The following is a 20,663-nucleotide window of genomic DNA, read 5'->3' as shown; positions in this document are numbered from 1 at the left end:
GGCTGAGCACGTGAAGACGCCTCTTTACATCTCCGGAATGGGAAAGTACCTCCCCGACGTCATGAGCGCCGAGCAAGCTGTCGAGCTCGGGCTCTACGACCCCGAGGACTACAACTGGTACGGGTGGACCGGAGCGACGGTGGCCGGCGACCTGTCGGCCCCCGACATGGCGATCCTCGCCGCACGCCAGGCGATCGAGCGCGCCGGGCGAGCGCCGCACGATATCGACCTGCACATGCACGCGGGCAGCTGGAAGCAGGGACCGGTCGGCTGGTCGGCGCACCAGTACGTGCTGCGGCACATCACCGATCGGGACATCCCGTCGTACCTGGTCTGGCAGGCGTGCAACGGGGTCATGAGCGGGATGGAGCTGGCTGCCTCCTACCTGATGGCCGTGCCCGAACGGTCGGAGGCGCTGCTCACGGGAGCGGACAACCTCGGCACCCCCGACTTCAACCGATGGTCGTTCGGCCTGCAGAACGGTGTCCTCGGCGACGGTGCCACGGCCGTGCTGCTGTCCAAGGACGAGGGCTTCGCGCGACTGCTGGCCATCAAGACGGTGTCCACCTCGGACCTCGAACACCTCTATCGGGGTGACGAGCCGTTGGTGCCGACTTCGGTGGACAACCGCACGCAGATCGATTTCCGGGAGCGGATGTCGTCGGTCGGAGAGGACGCCGCGGTCGAGTGGATGGTCAACCGGCAGGGCGAACTGCGTGCCGAGACGGCGCTGGCCACGCTCGCCGAAGCCGGAATCGGACCGGAGGACGTCACTCGGGTGACACACGTGTTCACGGCCAGAGAAGCCTATCTGAAAATGATACTCGACCCCATCGGCATCGACCCGCGCAAGGGGCTGGGCGACTTCGGACACGGCTGGGGGCACCTCACGGTCAACGACCAGATCTTGGGCGTGCAACACCTGATGGAGACCGGACAGGTAGGGCCGGGAGACCACGTGCTCATGGTCGGGCACGGTGGCGGCACGACCATCACGATCATCGTCGTCCGGATCGAGCACTGCCCTGCTTGGGCGGAATACCCTCAGGATCGAGCACACGGCAGCACGGACCCGGTGTCCTCCGCGCGGGAACCGCAGAGGGTCCGGGTTACCGCTGACACCGTGCGCTCGCGCTGAGGTAAGCGCGGTGGCGCCCGCGGTCCTGGGCGAATCAGGACATACAGCACCAGTCACACCGGCACCTCTTCTTTCAGGTCACCACACGCGGGAGTTCCCGCACCCGGAGGCACGTCTGTGATTTCAGCGGAGTTGTTTTGCGACGAACTGGAGGAACGCGGCTTCACCGTCGCCAGCGGGGTGCCGTGCTCCTTCTTCGGCGGCCCGATCGCGTTGCTCAGCCGGACGCCGGGCAAGTACGTCCCCGCCGCCAACGAGGGAGCGGCTCTCGCCACCGCGGCGGGCGTTGCGCTGTCGGGTGGCCGTGGCTACGTCATGCTGCAGAACTCCGGACTGGGCAACCTGGTCAACCCGCTCACCTCGCTCGTGATGACCTACCACATCCCGGTGCTGACCTTCGTCAGCCTGCGGGGATGGCCGAATCCCGAGGACGACGAACCGCAGCACGAGGTGATGGGGCGCGTGACCGAGCCCATGCTGGACATGCTTGGCCTTCCACACTGGATACTCCGCGCCGACGCCGACGCCGACCACTTCACCGGTATCCTCCGGGACGCCGAAGCAGCACTCGCGGCCGGCCAGGCACCCTTCGTCCTCGTCGAGAAGGGAGCCGTCGGAAAGGCACACACCGTCGTGGACGAGACCGAGCAATTGCGGCTCGACAGTGCCGACGTCGTTCGGCTGGTGTCGGATCTCGCCGCCGGTGACCCGATCATCGCCACCACCGGCTACACCGGGCGGGAGCTGTTCGGCATCGACGACCGCCCCCGCAATTTCTACATGCAGGGATCAATGGGGCACGCCGCTGCGCTCGCACTCGGCGTCGCTCTGGGACGGCCGTCCCAGACGGTCGTGGCTCTCGATGGGGACGGAGCCGTGCTGATGCACATGGGCACACTTTCCGCGATCGGGGACCACGGACCGGAGAACCTCGTGCACATCGTGCTGGACAACGGCATTCACGAGTCGACCGGTGGCCAGCGCACGACGTCGAGCGGCACCCGAATCGAAGAAGTCGCCCTGGCGACAGGGTACCGGACGGCATTCCGGTGCGACAGCATGGGCCGGCTGCGGTCACGGTTCGACGCCGCGCGGAACTCGCCCGGTCCCCACCTGCTGTTGGTACCGACGGCGCGGCGCAACGGGTCGATACCACCACGCGCGACGGACACCCATTCCCCTCAAGCCATCAATGAACGGTTCACCACAGCACTGGGGTAACTCTGACCACCACTCGACGGATCGGGACCGCGTGGCCGCGGACGACCGCGATCCGGGAGATCCCACTTGGACCCGACAGGAGATAACAGCAACTCAGTACCGACGTTTCTGGAGTAACCGTGTACAGACCTGGCCCGAACCGACGTTTCCTCGCCCGCTCTCAGTCGCGTTCTCGCAGGACGGCGCTGCGCATGGCTGCCGTGGTATCGACGTTGGCCGTTGCGGCCTCCTCTGCCGGGTGCGCGGCAGAGGACGAAGCCCTCCGGGTCAGCGGTTCGACCACGGTCAATCCGGTGGTGTCGGACGCAGCGAAAGTCCTGCGGCAACGTGGCTTGGAGATCACCGTGGACACCCAAGGTGGGTCGGCGGGCGGCATCGCCCAACTCGCCAGCGGTCAGATCGATGTGGCCATGAGTTCCAAACCCATCGACGACGAGGACCGCGACCGCTTCTCGAACATCGACTTCGTCGAAACGGAGGTCGGCCGGGACGCCGTCGCCATCGTCATACGGCATGACGTCTACGAGGCCGGTGTGCGGTCGCTGACGCGCGAGCAGGCGCGGCGGATCTTCGAGGGCGAGATCGCGAATTGGAGCGAAGTGGGCGGGCCGGACCTTCCGGTTTACGTCTACAACAAGGAACCGGGGCGGGGAACGCGGGAGGTCCTCGACAAGTTCCTGTACGGAAGTGACAAGGAAGCCCCACCGGACCCGGTGGGCGGGAATTACTCGATCGTGGGCGGAAACGAGGAGACCCGGACGAAGCTCTCCACCACGCCCGGTTCGGTCGCTCCCTTGTCGGTCGCTTTCGCGGAGGACCAACCCGAACTGGCCATCGTCGCGGTCGAAGGCATGCTTCCCGAAGGGGAGGATCTTCGCTCCGGCGAATATCCCCTGTCCCGACCGCTCCTTCTCATCACCGATGGTACCCCGCAAGGAGACGCCCGCACCCTCATCGATTTCGCCCGGTCGGCGGAGGGGCAGCGTCTGGTGTCCCAGCACGGCTACGTCGAGTTGGCGAAGCTGGAAGCACAGTGACGGTGACCAGCCTCGGCACGGGCCGCGCCGAATCCGGCCGTGCCCGTTCGCGCCCGAAACGAGCGCGGTGGGTGTCCGTGACCGTCGGCGTCGGGGCTGCCGCCCTCGGCGCCGCCGTGCTCCTGCCCGTCGGTTTCATCGTGCTCGGCGTGTCCTCCGGCCCGGTCGACTGGTGGCTTTTGATCACCGAGTCGACGTGGAGCCCGCGCCACGGTGTGTTCGGGGCGTTGTCGATGGTGTGGGGCACGGCGGTGGTCGGCGTACTCGCACTGGCAGTGGCACTGCCGGTCGGCTGGTCGGCCGCTGTGGCGCTGCACGAACTGACACCCGCCCGATGGCGGCGGGTGCTGCGCACCGGTGTCGAGGTGCTGGCCGCCGTCCCGTCGATCGTGTACGGCCTGCTGGGCGTCACCCTGCTCCGGCCGTTCATCCAGGATCTGTTCGGTGTTCCGGGAGGCGACAGTCTTCTGGCCGCGGGAATCCTGCTCGGTGTGATGGTCATCCCCACGGTCGTCTCGGTCTCGGTCGACGCGCTGGCCGACGTTCCGAGGGATGTCCGCGAGAACGCGGCGGCACTGGGACTCACCCGGATCGAAGTGATCCGGTCCGCCGTCCTACCGCTGGCACGCGGCGGGATGCTGGCCGCCGGCGTCCTCGGTTTGGCGCGCGCCCTCGGCGAGACGATCGCCATCTTCCTCGTCATCGGACGCGCTGACGGCCAGGTCACAGGCCCGGGGTCCTTCCTGGACTCCCTGCTCCGGCCGGGGCAGACGATCACGACGAAACTCGGCGGTCCGGAACCAATGCTCGCCGGCACCGCTGGACCCCACTGGGCGGCGCTGTGCGCACTCGGTGCGCTGCTGCTGTGCCTCGTCGCCGGGCTCACGATGATCGCCCAGTCACGGGTCCTGAATCGGCCGGGCGGCACCCGCCGACGGCGATCGAGCGCGTCGTCGTTCCGATTCCTCCGAGACCGCGGGAGCGTCCTGACGCTGCGCGTGCTGCTGGCGGTGCCGATCCTGCTCGCGGTCGGGATCGGCGCGGCGATCGCGAGCCGGGGCCTCCACGCCTTCGATCCCGCGTTCTGGCTCACCTCCGCGGTCGGAGCGAGCGGCGGTGGTGTGCGCAACCAGATCATCGGCACCCTTCTGCTGGTCGGAACGGCCGGTGTCATCGCGGCGTTCCTCGGGCTCGTCCTGGGCCTTCTGATCGGCGAGTTCGCGACGCCGCGGGCCGACCGGTGGCTTCGCGTCACGACCGTGACGCTCGGCGGCCTTCCCACCATCGTTCTCGGTCTCGCGGGGTACTGGTTCTTCAGTTCGATGTTGGGGTGGGCGAAGAGCTGGCTCGCCGGCGCGGTCCTGCTCGCGATCGTGGCCGTTCCGGTCGTGGCCTTGGTGGTGGCGACACAACTGGCGGCCCTGCCGGTCGGCCGGAGGGAGACAGCGCAGGCGCTCGGCCTCCGGCGCAACCAGGTCGTCCGGTCGGTACTGATTCCACACGCACGGCCCGCACTGATCACAGGCCTGTTGCTGGGACTCGCGCGAGCCGCGGGAGAAACCGCTCCCCTGTTGTTCACCGCGACCGTGTTCGCCGGAGCGAGCGCGCTGCCCACGGGGGTGACCGATTCGCCGGTCGCCAGCCTTCCGACCCATGTGTTCACGCTCGCCCAGGACGCGGCGGACCCCGCGGCGCTCGAAGCGGCCTGGGGCGGCGCGACCGTGCTCATCGTGATCGTCGTGCTGCTTCTTACCGCCGTCATCCCGGCACGTCGCCGACTGGAAAGGGAGCGCTCGTGAACAGCATTACCGTTCGTGATCTCGCGATCTACAAGGACACCAGGCGCCTGGCGGGGCCGGTGTCCTTCGACATCCGCCCGGACGGTGCGGTGGGCCTCTGCGGTCCGTCGGGCGTGGGCAAGTCGACGGTTCTCCGGGCCCTCGTGGGATTGTTGCCGGACGGCCTCCGCGCGGAAGGAAGCGCCTCGGTTCTGGGAACCGAGACGGTGGGCCAGAACCACGGAACGCTCGCCGCGCTGCGCGCGCGTGCGGTGCTCGTTCCCCAGGTTCCCGTCGTGTTCCCCGACAGTATCCTCGGCAACGCGCTCTTCGGGATCAGGCACGTGGTCCGCGACTCTCGGAGCCGGCTGCGCGAACGCGCACAGTCCGCGCTCGTCGAGGCGGGCCTGTGGGCTGAGGTCGCGGACCGGCTGGACGCCCCCGCGGCGGAGCTGTCCGTGGGACAGCGACAGCGGCTGGCCCTGGCCCGGGCCCTGGCGCTCGATCCTCAGGTGATCCTCCTGGACGAACCCACGAGCGCTCTCGATGAAGCCTCCGTCGCGGAAGTCGAGAAAACGCTTCAGAACCTCATCGGACGACGAGCGCTTTTGATCGTGTCACACGACACGGGACAACTGGACCGGCTGTGCGCCGAGACGGTCTCCCTGGCCGTGGACAACGCCCCTCGTTCGTTGGAAAGCGCGTCCGCCACCGACTGAAAGGTGCTGACACCAATGTTGAGAACACCGCACCGGGCAATCGCGCTGGCCGTCGGCGCGACGATCATGTCGCTCACGGCGACCGCGTGCGGCCCCAGTGCCGCCGACAGCGACCCCGATTCCCTCACCTTCGGCATCATCCCGTACGAGAACTCCAGCTCCGTCAGCCAGGACTACCAGCCGCTCGTCGATCTCATCGCGAGGGAGACCGGGAGGGAGGTGCACGTCGAGACCGTCACCGACTATGCCGCCCTCATCGAGGGTCAACGCGCGGGCACGATCGACCTCGCATTCTACGGGCCGACCTCCTACGTCCTGGCCAAGGATTCGGGGGTCGGCATCCAACCGGTCGCGGTGCCCGTCCTGCGACGCGGCGCACCAGCGGGATACCGTTCGTATCTGGTAGCCAAAGCGGGAGGACCGATTCGGACGGTGGCGGACCTGAAGGGCAAGCGGGTCTGCTTCGTCGATCCGAACTCGACGTCGGGCTACCTCTACCCGCTCGCCGCCCTCATCGAAGCAGGATTGCACGAGGACGATTACACGTCGCGGTACGCCGGGGGCCACGACGCCTCCGTCCTGGCGACCCGGGACGGGGACTGTGACGCCGGAGCGGTCAACGACGTCATGTTGGAGCAAATACTCCCCGAAGACGGCGAGATCGATCCGGACTCGTTCGTGAAGCTGTGGACGTCGCAGCCGATCATGAACCCGCCGTTGGCCGTCTCCGAACGTCTGGACCCGGGGCTCCGCCGGACCATTACCACGGCCGTGACCGAGCAGGGCAACGCCGAGGCGTTGAACGTCGAGGACATCGCAGGCTTCTGGGGATTCGTCCCGATCGACGATCGCGCCTTCGACCCGCTCCGGGACGTGTGCCGTGTCACCGACGCACAGGTCTGCACCGGAGGATGAGTGTGCTCCGCGCACCTGATTCCGATCGTCCGGAAGACAGACCAGAGCCCATGAGCCAACGTCCGGTGGTGCGACTCAACGCCGTGACCAAGCGGTTCCCGCCGGCGGTCACGGCACTGCACGAGGTGACCCTCGAGGTGACACACGGAGAGATCGTCGTACTGTTGGGCCTTTCCGGGTCAGGGAAATCGACACTGCTCAGGCACGTCAACGGGCTTCACCGGCCTGACTCCGGGACCGTCACCGTGCTCGGCACCCAGGTCAGTTCGGCGAGCGGTAGGCGACTGCGTGCTGTACGCCGCAGAATAGGGTTCGTTTTCCAGCAGTTCCAGCTCGTCGGGCGGATCAGTGTGCTGGAGAACGTGTGCAGTGGCGCACTCGGAAGACTGATCGGCCCGAGGCTGGGCCTTGTCACCTATTCCCGGACGGTGCGCAGGGAAGCTCTCGGCCATCTCGACCGGGTGGGTCTGGCCGAATCGGCCTTCCAACGGACGGACACCCTGTCGGGCGGGCAGCAACAGCGCGTCGCGGTGGCCCGTGCGCTCATGCAACGCCCTGAGATCCTGCTCGCCGATGAGCCCGTGGCATCCTTGGACCCGGAATCAGCGCGAACCGTCATGAGTCTCCTCCACGGCATCGCCGTCGAGGACGGCCTCACCGTGCTGTGCAGCCTCCACCAGGTGGACCTGGCACTGTCCTGGGCCGACCGTATCGTCGGACTCCGAGAAGGCGAGATCATCGCGCACGGCCCGGCCGATGATTTCGACGTCGACTCCGCGATGCTCGTCTACGACTCCCTCGAGGCCAGGCCGGTGCCACAGCACCAACGCGGGGTCTCATGAGGACGAGCGCCCCGGCCACCCCGACGGAGCCGGATTCCGCACCGCGCCCTGCCGGTGCCGCCGCATGGCGACCAAGCGCGAGAACGATGGCCGTGACGGCGATACTGGCCCTGCTGGGTGGCGCGGGGGTGTGGTCGTTGATCGCGCTGCACATCAACGTCGCGACCCTGGTCGACAGCTACACCAACGCGGTCTCGTTCGCGCGCCGGATCTGGCCGCTGGAGTTCCCCTCCGCGGCCGAAGTAGCACGTGAGGTCGGGACAACGTTGTCGATCGTGCTCCTGGCTACCTTGCTTTCCGTGATCCTGAGCATCCCGCTCGCAGTGGCCGCCGCGGCGAACACGAAACGTACCCAGCTGGGCCGGACCTGCGCACGATCGCTCATCGTAGCGTCGCGGGTGGTGCCCGACGTCGTGTTGGCGATCGTCTTCGTGCGCTTGTTCGGACTGGGGGTGCTGCCTGGTGTGCTGGCGATGGGGCTGCATTCGGTGGGCATGGTCGCCAAGCTCTACGCGGACGCGATCGAACACGTCGACCCCGGCCCTCAGGAGTCGCTTCGCGCCACAGGGGCCGGACGGAGGCAGCAGCTCGTCACCAGTGTGTTCCCGCTCGTCGCTCCCTCCTTCTTGGCGATCGCCTTGCATCGTTTCGACATCAATCTCCGGATCTCCGCGATCCTGGGCTTCGTCGGAGTCGCGGGTGTCGGTATGAAGATGTCGGAAGCGTTCGGCCGGCTCAACTTCTCGCTCGGTGTGGCGTGGGCCCTGGTCCTTTTCGTGCTGTGCGTCCTGGTCGAATGGCTCTCCGCCTCGATGCGCCGAGGTTTGCTGCGAAACGCATCGGGCACCGAGGACCATCCTTCGCGCATCGTTGGGGCGCGCCGCCGCCGGCTCGGAGACACCGTGGAACGTGGCGACGGCCTGCGTTGTCGGGTCTCTCCGCCGTGGACCGCTCGACGGGTCCGCCGACACCTTTACGGCGCCGCCTTTCTGGGATTCGTGCTGTGGGCGCTTCTCGGCAGTGGCGTACTGGACGGCGAACTCCACGGAGGTCTGAGTGGATTCCTGGCCACACTCGACCACTTCTGGCCACCGGGCTCGGGTGGTTCTTTCGACGACCTCGTCGAAGCGCTGGGCACGACGATCCAGATCGGGCTCGCCGCGACGCTGTGCGGCGCAGTGATCGCGATCCCCCTCGGGTCTCTCGCCGCACGCAACGTCGCACCCAACCGCGCGGTGTTCGTGGCCTGCCGAGGCGTCATCCTCGCTGTCCGCGCGACGCCCGAACTGGTCCTGGCGATCATGCTGGTCGTCAGCATAGGGCTCGGTCCGGTCGCCGGTACGCTGGCGCTGGCCATCGGCTCCGCCGGCCTGCTGGGCAAGCTCGTCGCCGACTCGGTCGAGGAAGTCGATCCCGGTCCGGGAGAGGCGCTACGGACGGTCGGTGCCTCCCGGCTGCAGGTGTATACGGGTGCGACGCTGCCCCAGGCGTTGGCGGCGATCGTGAGCAACGGTCTCTATCAGCTCGATGTCAACATCCGGGCGGCGACACTTCTGGGGATCGTCGGGGGCGGCGGCATCGGCTACTTCCTCCTGCAGGCGACCCGCACCCGCGAGTACGAGATCGTCACCCTCATCCTGTTCATGACCTTCGCCGTCGTCATGGTCGTGGAACTGGCAGCGATGGGGCTGCGGCGTCTGTTGCGTTGAGGGACTCAGGTCCGTTTCGGAACCGGGATCACATACCGGTCGAACATGAGGTCCCGCAGGACGTCGTCGCCCCCTTCGACGATCGACACGTACCGCATGTCGCGCAGGAGTTTCCCGATGACGTGGTCGTGGGTGTACCCGAGTCCGCCGAACATCTCCGATCCGGCGCTGGCGATCGTCCAGCCTTGCTGGCCGCAGAACATCTTCGACGCCAGCGCGGACTTGAGCGTGCCGCGCCGGAGGAACTCCGTCGCGGGATCGGGGCCTTTCATGAGGGTGTCGAACTCGCGAGCAGCCGCCAGACACTGGTTGCGCATCACGTCGATGAGCATTTCCATCTGCCCGATCTTCCCGGCGAACACGGCATTCTCGACCAGCGTGGACCCGCCCATCGGTTTCGTCTCGGCGTAATCCATGCAGACGTCTCGCACGCGGCGCGCGATCCCGACCGCGGTGGTCGCGATCAGGATGCGACTGGCATTGAGGCCGACCTCCAACAGCCGGAGACCGGGTCCGTGCAGTGCGTTCGCCGCCGGCACTCGGCAACCGCGGAAGGAGACCTGGTACGTCGCGGACGAACGCAGGCCGTTCATCTCCCACCGCTTCGTGATGTGCAGCCCGTGAGCGTCCCGGGGCACCACCACGGCGACGTGGTCGGTGCCCTCGCGATCGGTACGTGCGAGGACGACGAGGAAGTCGGCGAAGTCCGTGTTCGTCGAGAAGTACTTGTCGCCGTCGAGGACGAGGTCCTGACCGGCTCGGGTTGCCGTGGTCGTGATCCTCGCCAGCTCGCTCCCGGCTTCCTGCTCGCTACCGAGCGTGGCACAGAAGCCGCCGTCCGACGCCATCGGCCCAAGGTAGCGCTTCCGGAGTTCGGCACTCCCATAGAGCGACACCATGCTCGTGCCGAGTACCGAGATGAACAAGGTGAAGGCCGCACCGGCGTCGCCGTAGGCGAGCTCGGACACGACGTCGACGCTCTGTTCCATCGACACCCCGCTGCCGCCCACGTCTTCCGGCAGCCACCAGTTCATCAGTCCGCTGTCCTTGAACCGGCCGTAGAGCGGGAGCGGTGCTTCCGCGAACGAGTCGAGAAGCTTCTGCTGGTTGACCAGCTCCGTTTCCGCGAAGTGCCTGGCCTGGTCGACGATCGGGGTGGACATCGTCAGCTCCTCACCGTCGGGAGTTGGGCCTCGTCACCACACAGCACGGTCAAGCCGCTCTCGTCGACACTTCCGTTGTCGTCTCGGGGTAGCCGCTCAACGGGCACGTAGCGGAACGACGTGTCACCGAACAGTTCCGTCAGGTCATCGTGGAGGGCGATCGGGCTGTCCACCTGCGTGTCCTCGGCCGCCCGTTCGGCGATGATGACGTGCTCGGCCAGCTCCGCTGTCGCGGCCACACCGCGAGGCACCACGGCGATGCGGTGAAAGCCGCCTTCGTCCCGCAGCGTCTGTCTCCACGAGTCGGCCGTGAGCAACGGCAGATTCGATCCTTTTCGTTGGTCCTCGTAGTGGCTGAACCCTTCGAGAAAGCCCACCGTCACCATCTGCACCGGCGTGTTGGCCGTCCGCTCCACGGCGAATACCGTGCCACCGGGTTTCAGTAGCGAACGCAACCCGCTCAGCGCCTGATCAATGCGCTTGGCCGTATGAATCACGTTGGCGCCGATGATGATGTCGAACGAGCCGGGCAGGAATCCCTGCCCATCCGGATCGGCATTGAGATCGAGGACGGCGTAATCGACGAACGAGTACTCCGCGAAGCGCTGCCTGGCATGGTCGGTGAAATACGGCGATACGTCGGTGAAGCAGTATCGCGTGCGACCCGCGGGCAGACTTTGGAGAACCGTGGTCGTGGTCGCTCCGGTACCGGCACCGACCTCCAGTACGCGTACGGGTTCATCCTGGGAAGAGCGAACGGTCGCCGCGACCGTCTCGGCGAGAACGCGGTTGAGAACGATCGAAACCGGGTTCTGAGCGTAGAAGCTCTCGGCGAGCGAGGAATCCCCTTCGGGGAAGAGCAGGGAGACCGGGCTGGTTTCCCCGCGAAGGAGGTTCACCTGCTCGTCCACGCAACTGGCGAAATAGTCGGCGAAGACGCGCTCCACCCCGTCCACCGCCAGGTTCGCGAGCCGCTTCCGGACCTGCGTGTCCAGTTCCGACGTCGAGAGTTCCTCGGCTGGAACGTACTCGTCCTTCCCTGGGCCCACGCGGAGGAATCCCTTGTCCACCAGCACGCGCAGCCACTGCCGGAACAACGGCTCGTGGTCCGATGCGACCGAACAGTGCTTCAGCACATCACGGACGCTTGCCGGCTCGTCCGTCCGGAAAGCACCCAGTTGAGCGAGTGTTCGCGCCATGACCAGCACGCTGATGTCGTCCAAGCCGTCCCAGAAGTTCCGCCAGTTCCTCAGTCGGCCACGGCGCTCGGCCATCTCGGTCACCAGTGTCTCGGTAGCCGTCCCGATCGTCCGCGCCCAGCGCTTCGCCGAGCCGCTCGGTACGCCGTAGACGCGCAATTCGTGATCACCCGTGTGGGGATTGGTGGCGCTGGCGACGAAAGCGTCCTCGATGTCGGGATGCCGCCGAACGCTGGCGGCGAGTTCGTCCAAATCCACGTGTTATCCTTCCGCCAAGAGAACCACCAGTCCACGACGTACGATTTTGTCGCACGAGGCCGTCAGTCACCGTCGCGCGCCGTGGCAGGAGCGTGCGCCGTATCGGGCACCCGGCCGCGACGCCGGAGCATCTGGGTGAGGATCACGACGAGTCCAGCGAACGCGACCACAGCACAGAAGATCAAGCCCGGGCGGAAAGCAGCGAGCATGCTGGCAGGGGTCGGTCCAGTCGATCCCGGTGCGGTCGGACCATGACCGGCCGCGATGATCGCGGTGGTCACCGCCAACACCACGGCTCCGCCGATCTGGGCGGACGAATTGAGGATGCCCGCCGCAAGACCTTGCTCGTGCACCTCGACACCCGCGACCGCTTGCACGTTCGCGGCCGGGAAGGTCAAAGCGAACCCGACACCCACCAGCAGGGTCGTCGGCAGAATCGCGGTGAGATACGAAGGATCGGTGTCGAGCCGGAGCAACAGAAGGAAGCCCAGGGCTTCCGAGAGCAAGCCCGTGAGCATCAGCGGAGGCGTGCCGACCCGTCCGATCCACCGTCCCGCGATCGGGGCCCCGAACGCCACGATCAAGCCGATTGGCAGCAGCGCGAGCGCGAGCTGCAACGGTGTCCATCCAAGGGTGTCCTGGAGGTAGAGCGTTATGACGAACTGGAAGCTGAAGTAGGAGCCCAGTAGCGCGACGAACGCGAGATTCGCGCGCACGAGTGCTCCACTGCGAAAAATACCCAGGCGGATCAGGGGATCGCGGACGCGCTGTTCCACCAGGACGAACGCCGCGAGAAGCACGACCGCGGCGGCGAGGAGCACGAGTGTACGGCCACTGAACCAGCCGGCTTCCGGCGCCGTGACCACCGTGTAGACCAGCAGCAGGAGGGAGGCCGTCAGCGTCAGGGCTCCCAGCACGTCGTAGCGTCCCGCGGCCGCCGGACGGTCCTTCGGAATCACGAGCATGCCGACGAGCAACACGGCCAGCGTCAACGGAACGGGAAACAGGAAGATCCATCGCCAGTTGATGGACGTGACCAGCCCACCGACGATCAGCCCTGAGGAGAACCCGCTCGCGCCGATGGCGCCGTAGATGGCCACGGCGCGGTTGCGTGCCTTCCCCTCGGGAAATGTGGTGGTCACGATCGACAGCGTCGTCGGCACCGTGAAGCCCGCGGCGACACCCTTGACAAGCCGCGACACGATCAGCAGCAGACCATCGTTCACGAGTCCGCCCATCAGGGAGGCGAGACCGAAGACAGCCACCGACGCGAGGAACACGCGGCGACGCCCCAGCAAGTCAGCGCTGCGACCACCGAGGAGCAGGAACCCGCCGGACCCAAGCAGGTATCCGTTGACGATCCACTGCAGTTCGGCGGTGGTCATCCCCAGGTCGTGCCCGATGGAGGGAAGGCTGACGCCGATCAGGGTGACGTCCAGGCCGTCGAGGAAGAAGGCGAGGCACAGAACGGTGAGGAGCACCCACAGACGGGCAGGCCACTTCTCCGCCGAATCCGGCTCCGCGGACGAGGAGGACGACGTGCTGGCGTTGGCTTCTGACATGGCTCGAATCCCCGGGAGCTCGGACGTCCGGTGTGGAGGGCCAATACGCGCACGTGGGCTCGCATGACGACGGTACTCCGGTGTCGGAGCTCGTCGCCATGGCCGGAGGGTCAACCGCGCGGGTTTTCCGTCACGATCGAGCCCACGTGCGAGTTGGTGTGGTCAGCTGGAGACGTTCTGGCCGTTCGCGACGCCGACCAGGCCGGCGACCACGTCGTTCTGGTCCACCCCGTTGCCGGTGACGATCCGGCCATCGACGAGCACCACTGGTGGTTCGAGGGTGCCCTGCGCAATCCGGTTCTGGATCTCGGTGACGATGTCGGACGGCATGGCTCCCGCGATGGCGTCGGTCGCCGACACCGCACGGACATTCGCCTCGACACCGCTGTCCGCGATGGCCTGGTCGACCACTCGGAATGCCCGGTCCTCGAGAGGCTTGTCGGCCGGGTTGCAACAGCTGTTGGTCACGACCACGACGTCATGGCCCGTGCTGTTCTCGCCGCTGCCCGCCGTGTTCTCGTCCTCGGGGATGATGGAGACTCCCCCGCCGCAACAGCCGCCGCCGGAGTCGTTGCGGCCGAAGAGACGCCCGAGAAAACCTTTCGCTGCCATGATCTGCACCTCCGTCACTGGTGATCACTGATGTCAGACGATGAGTGGGATGACGAGGCCACCGGTCATCGCGACCGCGAGGATGGAGCCCACGAACGCCGCGACGAGCTGTGGCTTGAAAATTCCGGTCAGCATGCTGACTTCGGGGATACTCGCTCCGGCACCACCGATGAGCAGGGCGAAGATCGGTCCGACGCCCATTCCAGCGGAGGAAAGCGCCAGGCCGACGGGAAGCGCCGACTCCATGCGGATGTAGAGCGGAATACCGATGATAGCGGCGATCGGCACCGCCAGCAGCACACCCGGTCCCGCCACGGAGGTCAAGAAGCTCTGCGGTATCGCCCCGTAGATGACCGCGCCGACGCTGATCCCGATGAGCATGGGCAGGACCATGGGACGGAAGGCCGAGACCGTTTGCTGCCACGCGGGACGGGCTTCGGCGCGCAGACCCGCCCACGGCTGGTCCGCGTTCCAGCCACCTTGAACGCGGACCTTCTTGACGTAACGCTCCAGTCCCAAACGGCTCCATGCCAACGCGATGATGATGGTGAAGACGAATGTGACCGCCGCATACCCCAGCATGACCTGCCAGCCGAAGAGCAACGCGACGATGCCCAGAATGATCGGGTTCAGCAATGGAGAAGCGATGAGGAACCCGGTGGTGGCGGCGAACGGCGTGCCCGCTCGAACGAGTCCGACGAGGACGGGAATGGTGGAGCACGAGCAGAACGGAGTGATCGATCCGAGCAGAATACCCTTCACGGGAGCCGCGAAACGTCCACCGCCGAGCCACCTCTGCAGACGCTCGTTGCCCACACGGCGATTGATCAACGTGGCGAGGAAGCCCACGATCAGGAACAGGGCGACGAGCTCGACGAAGAGCGCGCCGAAGACGAACAGTATCTCGCTCCAGCTATCCATCGCCGCCTCCCCGAGTCCGTGCCCGAGTCGGCCAGTGACTGTCACCGGGACGCTTCACCGGAGGCGAGAGCGAGACGCGCGGAGGCTGATGCATACTGATACTCATATCACCAGTAAATACTGCTGTCAATCGCACGGCTCGTGCTTGGACCTGTGGGTGACGTGCGGCTGCGCTGGGCGGGCACGTCGGTCCGCCCAGCGCAGGGTTGGCTGTGGAAGAGGCTCGTCAGCGCGCGGGTGCGATCTCGATCTCGTGCGCAGCCTCGGGCGCGACCACACCCAGCAGGCGGCCGCCTTCCTCGCGCAGGGCCGCAACGGTCGCGTCGTGCAACGGCTTGAACGGCTGAATCTCCAGGACAGCGGTGTCGTCCTTGAGGTTCAGCTCCCACGTGCCGCTCACGTAGCCGTCGACCAGGATGGTCGCCCGGCTGCCGCCCTCGGCGGTGAATACACGGCCCGCGTCGTCGTCGGTCACGATGCGGTGCCGGTCGGCGTGCGCGAGCAGAATGTTGTCCGACTCCGGCAGAAAGCGCACCGGAGCCGCCGCGTCCGCACCGGGGCGCGGCGCATTCGGCAGGTCGAACAGTTCCTTGCCGCGCTCGTCGCGGAAGGTCTTCAGCTGTGGCCGGAGGCGCTCGAACACCTCTTTGAGGCCCTTGACACCGGACCAGTACTCCGCGTCGCGGATGGCGGCAGGGCCGAACACGGACAGGTACCGAAGAACGATCTTGTCGGGTTCGGGGTAGTCGTCGATCGGCCGACCGAACCAGCTCTCGACGGTCGTCTTCGCGGCAGGCGCGTCCGTGCCCCAGGTGCCGCCCGGGGGCACCGACACCAACGGCAGTGCATGGTCGACGGCCTCGGCGAGCGTCTCCGGACCGCACACCGGCCACCGCTCGGCGAGCACGTTCCCCAACTCCCGCGGGGTGAGCGGCGTGTCGGCGAGGTGCTCTCGCGCCGCGCTGACGACGTCGTCAAGCTTGACGTCCTTCAGTGCCTCACCGTGCTCCTCCCGCAGCCTGGCGTCGAGCAGCGGCTGGACCCACGGGCGCAAAGCCATGATGTCGGCCGTGCTCGTGACGTGCGGCGTTCCGCGCATCAACCGACTGTGCCCGGCCTCGCGTGCGGTGAACAGCTCGGTGAGCGCATCGAAGCGGAAGTCCTCGACGCGGCTCCACACGCTGAGGTACGGCGAAGTCTCGTTCTCGGCGTTCAGCCCGACCAGGTGTTCGAGGACGTTCGTCAGCCGCAGTTTGCGCCGTTCGAGCAGGAGCTGACGGGCGAGTAGCGCCCGGTTGAGCTCACGCATGCTGAGTGAACCGCCGTCTCCGGTGGTGTTGGCCTCCCCCTTGACGACGTAGACCTCCCACGGTTCCTTGCCGGGGCCATACACCCAGACGCGGTCCATGGAGGCGTAGCAGCACGCGACTTCCTCCTCGGTCGTCGTGTCCAGCCCTTGATCGGACAGGCGCTGAGTCGTGCCATCCACCTGTTCGGTGGAGTCGACCTCCACGCCGAGGTGATCGAAAACGGTCGCCCGGTCAGGCTCTCCCTCGAGCAGCACCAACTTCAACGGGGGCTCGCTGACCGCGAAGTTGGCATAGCCCGGGCGCAGCTTGGTCGGTGGGGTGTTGAACAGCTTCGAGTAGAAGTCGATCGACGCCTCAAGGTCCGACACCTTGAGCGCCAGCTGGACACGCGCCATCGGAGCACTCCTCAGGTGAGTTGGTCGATCGGGACATCACGTGCACAGACACTATTGTCACTAATAAATCCTGTTGTCAATAGTAACGATGAGTAATCGATGGTGCTCAGGCTGGCTCGCACCCTCGCGCGATCGGGACGAGCGATACTTGAAAGAGCCCAGCGATCGGCGTTCGCAGTGTCCACAATCCGCCGGACGGTGGGCCAGTCGTCGAAACAGAGAGGGCGGAGGACAACGTCGGAGGGTACGTTTCCCGGACAGCACGAGCGTGGCGTGAGCAGACCCATGACGGCGTCAGCGGTGTGGGGAAGTCCGGGCGCAACAGGCGAGGTCCACGGCGACCCGCGACCGGTACCCCTGGTCGCCGCCTGGCCTCGGCGCCGCTTCGCGCCGACGGGCACGGCCGGGGCGCTACGCCCGGGAGCGGCCGACGTAGAGGTTGCGGGCGCGGTAGAACGTGTCGGTGGTCGGTCCTGGTGAGCCGGAGGAGCCTTCCATCTGCAAATTGATGATGATCCACAGGGGGTGGTCGACGAAGTTCGCGCCGCGGTGCGCGCCCACCCAGTCGCCATCGAGGTAGTAGTGAATGTCCACATCGGTCGCGTTGGCCTTCGAGATCCACGCCCGGTAGCTGTGCCAGCCACCCGGGTCGGAGACCGGAACGATGGTGTTGGACCATTCCCCCTCGGTATTCTTGTAGGTGTTGAACCAGTTCCGCGCATCCCCCTTGTACTCCAGGATGTCACTTTCCGGGGGCCAACTGTTCGCTCCGGTCAGCCAGAACGCGGGCCAGGTCCCTCTCGCCGAGGGCGCCTGGAATTCGCCACGCACCTCCCATTGGGGGAACGTGTCGTTCACCGTCACGTGTTCTTTGGCGTGGATGGCGCCGGAGTGGTAACGAATCGGAAGGTAGGGGTCGGCCGAGCTGTTGCCCTCGTCCCACGTGATCCGGGTGGCCTTAATCGCCAGCACACCCGAGCGTTCGAGATACACGTGATTATGATCGGTGCCGCTGGCATACATGCGGGCCGTGCCGTTGTGATCGGAACCCCACGGATACAGATAGTTCCACGCCTGCTCCAGCGTCCCATAGTTCGAAAAAGTTCCGCTCAGGACGTGCTCCCACGCGGCGGGTGCTGCCGCCGCGCCTCGCGTGGCCTCTCCGGCCGCCGACCGCGTTCCGAGTGCCGAGACTGCCATTCCAGCCGCACCGGCCAGCAGAATCCGTCGCCGACTGAGCGTCATCGTGTACCCCTCTCGGTTGTTCCGGTCGAATCACACCCTCTCGTTCTACCGGTCACCACCGAGATTCGGGACAACGCGCGCGCGGCCGTTTTCGGACTTTCTCCACATGCGAACCGGTCAGTCGCGGACTTCCGCCACCATCATTTTCCTGGGACGCTCGCCTTGTTCGCCCAATGGAACGCGGAGGTTCTCCACGATCGTGCCCGCTCTGCCGGGCGACCTAGGTGTTGCGGGCCATGACCTTGTTGACGCCGGGGTGGTCGTGAGGGGTTGAAGGGGACGGGTCTTCCGGCGGCAGGATGAGAACCGCCAAGTACCTCGTCCGCCGACCAGAAAGACCCGTCCGTGCCTCACCGTAACGCCCCGCTGTCCCTGGAAGGCCGCCGCAGGCTCGTCGAACGCTGCCGGACCCGACCGATCGCGCACGTCGCCGCGGAGATGGGGATCTCCCGCCAGTGCGCGTCGAAGTGGGTCAACCGCTACTGGAAGTTCGGCGCACTCGGGTTGCAGGACCACAGCTGCACCCCGCGTCGGCAGCCCACCGCCACCGACGCCGAGACGCTGGCCCGTATCGAGCGGTGGCGCCGCGAGCGCAAGTGGTCCGCGGCCCGGATCACCTTCGAACTGGCCGCCGAGGGCATGCCGATCAGCCGCCGGACCGTCACCCGCCACCTCGCCCGCCTGGGCCTGAATCGACGCCGCTTCCTCGACCCCACTGGCGCGTCCAACCGCGTCCCCCGCCGCATCATCGCCCAGCGGCCCGGCCACATGGTCCATCTCGACATCAAGAAGGTCGGCCGCATCCCCGATGGTGGCGGCTGGCGGGCCCACGGCCGCGGCAGCACCGCCGCCAAAGCCGTAGCCCGCGCCAAGACCGCTGGCGTCCAGGCCGGCTACGCGTACCTGCATTCCGCGGTCGACGGGTTCTCCCGACTGGCCTACACCGAGGCCCTACCGGACGAGACCGCCGCCACCGCGATCGCCTTCCTGCGCCGAGCCCGCGGGTTCTTCGCCGCGCACGGCATCACCCACCTCGAGCGGATCGTCACCGACAACGGCGCCTGCTACCGCGCCCACGACTTCGCCACCGTGCTACAGGGCGCACGGCACCAGCGCATCACGCCCTACATCCCACGGCACAACGGGAAGGTGGAACGCTATAACCGCATCCTCGCCGAGGAGTTCCTCTACGCCCGCACCTGGACCTCAGAACAGCAACGCACCGACGCCCTCGAGGTCTGGAACGTCCACTACAACTACCATCGTCCCCACACTGCCGCCGGAAACCACCCACCGGCCTCACGCCTCCACCACGGCGTCACCAACGTCCAGGCCTCATACACCTAGGAAGGCCCGTGCCGCCGGGCCAGCTCGACCAGCCGCTCGGCACCCTCGGTCCAGGTGTCGCCATGACCGGCCAGCGCCGTCCGCGCGCCGGTCTCGGCGATCACATCCAACGATTCCAGCGCACGCTCGGGGTCCACCGTGGCCGCCCCGGAGACGATCTGGGGCGTCCTCGTGCCGCGATACGGGTTGAGCGTCACCACGGCATCACCGACGACGACCGTGTCGCGCTCGGGGAAGTGGTACGCGCAGTGGCCCAGTGTGTGGCCGGGTGTGAACAGCACTCGTGGTCGGCCCGGCACCGGGAGCGTGGCGTCACGAAGCCGCTGCACCTCTCTGATCGGCTTCGGCCACCAGGCGCGATTCCGCACGAAACCGGCGACCATCGGCATCGCCCTGAACTGGGTCAGCAGATACCACGTGAGCGGACGGGCACGGCCGTACTGGCGCGGATGCCGCGTCAGCGGAACGTCGTTGTCGTGGATGTAGACCGGGACGCCCGTCTCGGACCGCAGCCGCTCGGCGAACCCGAGATGATCGAAATGACCGTGCGTCAACACGAGAGCCTTGACGTCACCGAGCCGCTTTCCCAGCTCACCCAGGGCCTGCTGGAGCGAATCCCACGACGTCGGCAACCCCGCGTCGACGACGGTGATCCCGTCGTCGTCCTCGACGAGGAACCAGTTGACGTAGGAGTCCTCCACGCGGTGAATGCCGTCCGCGACATTCCTCGTCAGCATCGTGGCCTCCTCACACTCCGAGTGCAGAGGGCCTACCCGCCTCGACGGGTCTCACGAGCCACCGACACGATCGGGTGATCGGCGAGCGGCCGCTCCGGCGGACCGTCGTTGTATAGGCAGGTGGGTCCGAGGCGCTCGCGAGGCTGGGCACCGTGGTCGAGTGACATGGCCACGAGCGCCCAGTCAAGGTGCCACTGCAGACCCGTTCGACCTGCGGCACACGCGAACCCACGAGAAAAAGCGGTCCCCACAAGCCTCTGGCCTGTGGAGACCCGCTTCGACCGTCGGGCTGACAGGATTTGAACCTGCGACCCCTTGACCCCCAGTCAAGTGCGCTACCAAACTGCGCCACAGCCCGGCCGCCACCCTCGTGTGAAGGTGACAGGCGATAGCCTACCGCGCCCACTTGGCGCCTCGCACGGGGGGTGGCCCCGTCCCGGCCGAGGGAGCGCGCCGCCGCCCCTCCGGCCGGGCCCCGCCGCTACGCGCGAGCCAGCAGCGGGATACGCCCTCGGGGTGAGCTGTCCGGGCAGGTGCGCGTCGAGGGCGGATTCC

17 protein-coding genes and 1 tRNA gene are annotated in these 20,663 nt (G+C 66.9%); 9 read left to right on the top strand and 9 right to left on the bottom strand.

From position 1 onward, the window contains the following. Positions 1-37 precede the first annotated feature (37 nt). From SACSA_RS22400 to phnE, 8 genes are all read left to right on the top strand, one after another. Positions 38-1,138: a ketoacyl-ACP synthase III family protein gene (locus tag SACSA_RS22400; RefSeq protein WP_019815652.1), complete on the top strand. Its 1,101-nt coding sequence runs from the start codon at positions 38-40 to the stop codon at positions 1,136-1,138. Positions 1,139-1,255: 117 nt separating this feature from the next. Beyond that, positions 1,256-2,359 (top strand): phosphonopyruvate decarboxylase, encoded by a 1,104-nt coding sequence (gene aepY, locus SACSA_RS0110370; RefSeq protein WP_019815650.1) that lies wholly within the window; start codon positions 1,256-1,258, stop codon positions 2,357-2,359. A gap of 191 nt (positions 2,360-2,550) precedes the next feature. Then, entirely contained in the window at positions 2,551-3,396 is an 846-nt protein-coding gene (locus SACSA_RS0110365; protein ID WP_028661753.1) for a phosphate ABC transporter substrate-binding protein, read from the top strand. Positions 3,397-3,467: 71 nt separating this feature from the next. Continuing rightward, complete coding sequence (locus tag SACSA_RS0110360) at positions 3,468-5,195, top strand: ABC transporter permease subunit (RefSeq protein WP_048876648.1); 1,728 nt, start codon at positions 3,468-3,470, stop codon at positions 5,193-5,195. Then, complete coding sequence (locus SACSA_RS0110355; RefSeq protein ID WP_019815643.1) at positions 5,192-5,893, top strand: ATP-binding cassette domain-containing protein; 702 nt, start codon at positions 5,192-5,194, stop codon at positions 5,891-5,893. The genes SACSA_RS0110360 and SACSA_RS0110355 overlap by 4 nt, the downstream gene beginning before the upstream one ends. Before the next feature lie 15 nt (positions 5,894-5,908). Continuing rightward, complete coding sequence (locus SACSA_RS0110350; protein WP_019815641.1) at positions 5,909-6,808, top strand: phosphate/phosphite/phosphonate ABC transporter substrate-binding protein; 900 nt, start codon at positions 5,909-5,911, stop codon at positions 6,806-6,808. 50 nt (positions 6,809-6,858) lie between these two features. Then, entirely contained in the window at positions 6,859-7,650 is a 792-nt protein-coding gene (gene phnC, locus SACSA_RS0110345) for a phosphonate ABC transporter ATP-binding protein (RefSeq protein WP_048876647.1), read from the top strand. An 86-nt stretch (positions 7,651-7,736) separates the two neighbouring features. Continuing rightward, positions 7,737-9,359 carry a phosphonate ABC transporter, permease protein PhnE gene (gene phnE, locus SACSA_RS0110340; protein ID WP_019815637.1) on the top strand — a complete coding sequence of 541 codons (1,623 nt, stop codon included), beginning with the start codon at positions 7,737-7,739 and terminating at the stop codon, positions 9,357-9,359. Positions 9,360-9,364: 5 nt separating this feature from the next. Here the strand turns inward: phnE and SACSA_RS0110335 are convergent, their stop codons facing one another. The 7 genes from SACSA_RS0110335 to SACSA_RS0110305 all read right to left on the bottom strand — a co-directional run bounded on the left by SACSA_RS0110335 (position 9,365) and on the right by SACSA_RS0110305 (position 17,979). Then, positions 9,365-10,522 carry an acyl-CoA dehydrogenase family protein gene (locus SACSA_RS0110335; RefSeq protein WP_019815635.1) on the bottom strand — a complete coding sequence of 386 codons (1,158 nt, stop codon included), beginning with the start codon at positions 10,520-10,522 and terminating at the stop codon, positions 9,365-9,367. 2 nt (positions 10,523-10,524) lie between these two features. After that, a complete protein-coding gene (locus SACSA_RS0110330; RefSeq protein WP_157596807.1) occupies positions 10,525-11,973 on the bottom strand; it encodes a class I SAM-dependent methyltransferase in 1,449 nt (482 codons plus the stop codon). A gap of 68 nt (positions 11,974-12,041) precedes the next feature. After that, positions 12,042-13,541, bottom strand: coding sequence for an MFS transporter (locus SACSA_RS22395; protein ID WP_048876646.1), 1,500 nt, complete (start codon positions 13,539-13,541; stop codon positions 12,042-12,044). A 162-nt stretch (positions 13,542-13,703) separates the two neighbouring features. Then, positions 13,704-14,153, bottom strand: coding sequence for a hypothetical protein (locus SACSA_RS0110320; RefSeq protein ID WP_157596805.1), 450 nt, complete (start codon positions 14,151-14,153; stop codon positions 13,704-13,706). A 33-nt stretch (positions 14,154-14,186) separates the two neighbouring features. Then, on the bottom strand, positions 14,187-15,074 hold the full coding sequence (locus SACSA_RS0110315; RefSeq protein ID WP_019815629.1) for a permease: 888 nt from the start codon (positions 15,072-15,074) through the stop codon (positions 14,187-14,189). Between the two features lie 226 nt (positions 15,075-15,300). Next, complete coding sequence (locus SACSA_RS22390) at positions 15,301-16,779, bottom strand: ArsI/CadI family heavy metal resistance metalloenzyme (RefSeq protein ID WP_019815628.1); 1,479 nt, start codon at positions 16,777-16,779, stop codon at positions 15,301-15,303. A gap of 411 nt (positions 16,780-17,190) precedes the next feature. Next, positions 17,191-17,979, bottom strand: coding sequence for a LamG domain-containing protein (locus tag SACSA_RS0110305; RefSeq protein ID WP_232212916.1), 789 nt, complete (start codon positions 17,977-17,979; stop codon positions 17,191-17,193). Positions 17,980-18,369: 390 nt separating this feature from the next. Here SACSA_RS0110305 and SACSA_RS0110300 point away from each other — a divergent pair, with 390 nt between their 5' ends. Continuing rightward, positions 18,370-19,371: an IS481 family transposase gene (locus SACSA_RS0110300; RefSeq protein WP_048876645.1), complete on the top strand. Its 1,002-nt coding sequence runs from the start codon at positions 18,370-18,372 to the stop codon at positions 19,369-19,371. Here SACSA_RS0110300 and SACSA_RS0110295 read toward each other — a convergent pair. Both SACSA_RS0110295 and SACSA_RS0110290 read right to left on the bottom strand, forming a co-directional pair. Then, a complete protein-coding gene (locus SACSA_RS0110295) occupies positions 19,368-20,108 on the bottom strand; it encodes an MBL fold metallo-hydrolase (RefSeq protein ID WP_019815623.1) in 741 nt (246 codons plus the stop codon). The two genes, SACSA_RS0110300 and SACSA_RS0110295, sit on opposite strands and share 4 nt — an antisense overlap. Before the next feature lie 284 nt (positions 20,109-20,392). Further along, positions 20,393-20,466, bottom strand: a tRNA-Pro gene (locus SACSA_RS0110290). Between the last annotated feature and the right edge of the window lie 197 nt (positions 20,467-20,663).

It is taken from the genome of Saccharomonospora saliphila YIM 90502, assembly GCF_000383795.1.
Taxonomy (GTDB): domain Bacteria; phylum Actinomycetota; class Actinomycetes; order Mycobacteriales; family Pseudonocardiaceae; genus Saccharomonospora; species Saccharomonospora saliphila.
Note: the sequence above shows the minus strand (reverse complement) of the source record. Positions and strands in the feature narration are given on the sequence as shown.

What these genes read in the sequence shown, in the direction of transcription:
- SACSA_RS22400 (WP_019815652.1), top strand. Translation starts at nt 38, where the DNA reads ATGGGAAAGTACCTCCCCGACGTCATGAGCGCCGAGCAAGCTGTCGAG.
- phnC (WP_048876647.1), top strand. Translation starts at nt 6,859, where the DNA reads ATGAGCCAACGTCCGGTGGTGCGACTCAACGCCGTGACCAAGCGGTTC.
- SACSA_RS0110315 (WP_019815629.1), bottom strand. Translation starts at nt 15,074, where the DNA reads ATGGATAGCTGGAGCGAGATACTGTTCGTCTTCGGCGCGCTCTTCGTC.
- SACSA_RS0110335 (WP_019815635.1), bottom strand. Translation starts at nt 10,522, where the DNA reads ATGTCCACCCCGATCGTCGACCAGGCCAGGCACTTCGCGGAAACGGAG.
- phnE (WP_019815637.1), top strand. Translation starts at nt 7,737, where the DNA reads ATGGCCGTGACGGCGATACTGGCCCTGCTGGGTGGCGCGGGGGTGTGG.
- SACSA_RS22395 (WP_048876646.1), bottom strand. Translation starts at nt 13,541, where the DNA reads ATGTCAGAAGCCAACGCCAGCACGTCGTCCTCCTCGTCCGCGGAGCCG.
- SACSA_RS0110295 (WP_019815623.1), bottom strand. Translation starts at nt 20,108, where the DNA reads ATGCTGACGAGGAATGTCGCGGACGGCATTCACCGCGTGGAGGACTCC.
- SACSA_RS0110350 (WP_019815641.1), top strand. Translation starts at nt 5,909, where the DNA reads ATGTTGAGAACACCGCACCGGGCAATCGCGCTGGCCGTCGGCGCGACG.
- SACSA_RS0110365 (WP_028661753.1), top strand. Translation starts at nt 2,551, where the DNA reads ATGGCTGCCGTGGTATCGACGTTGGCCGTTGCGGCCTCCTCTGCCGGG.
- SACSA_RS0110305 (WP_232212916.1), bottom strand. Translation starts at nt 17,979, where the DNA reads ATGGCAGTCTCGGCACTCGGAACGCGGTCGGCGGCCGGAGAGGCCACG.
- SACSA_RS0110320 (WP_157596805.1), bottom strand. Translation starts at nt 14,153, where the DNA reads ATGGCAGCGAAAGGTTTTCTCGGGCGTCTCTTCGGCCGCAACGACTCC.
- SACSA_RS22390 (WP_019815628.1), bottom strand. Translation starts at nt 16,779, where the DNA reads ATGGCGCGTGTCCAGCTGGCGCTCAAGGTGTCGGACCTTGAGGCGTCG.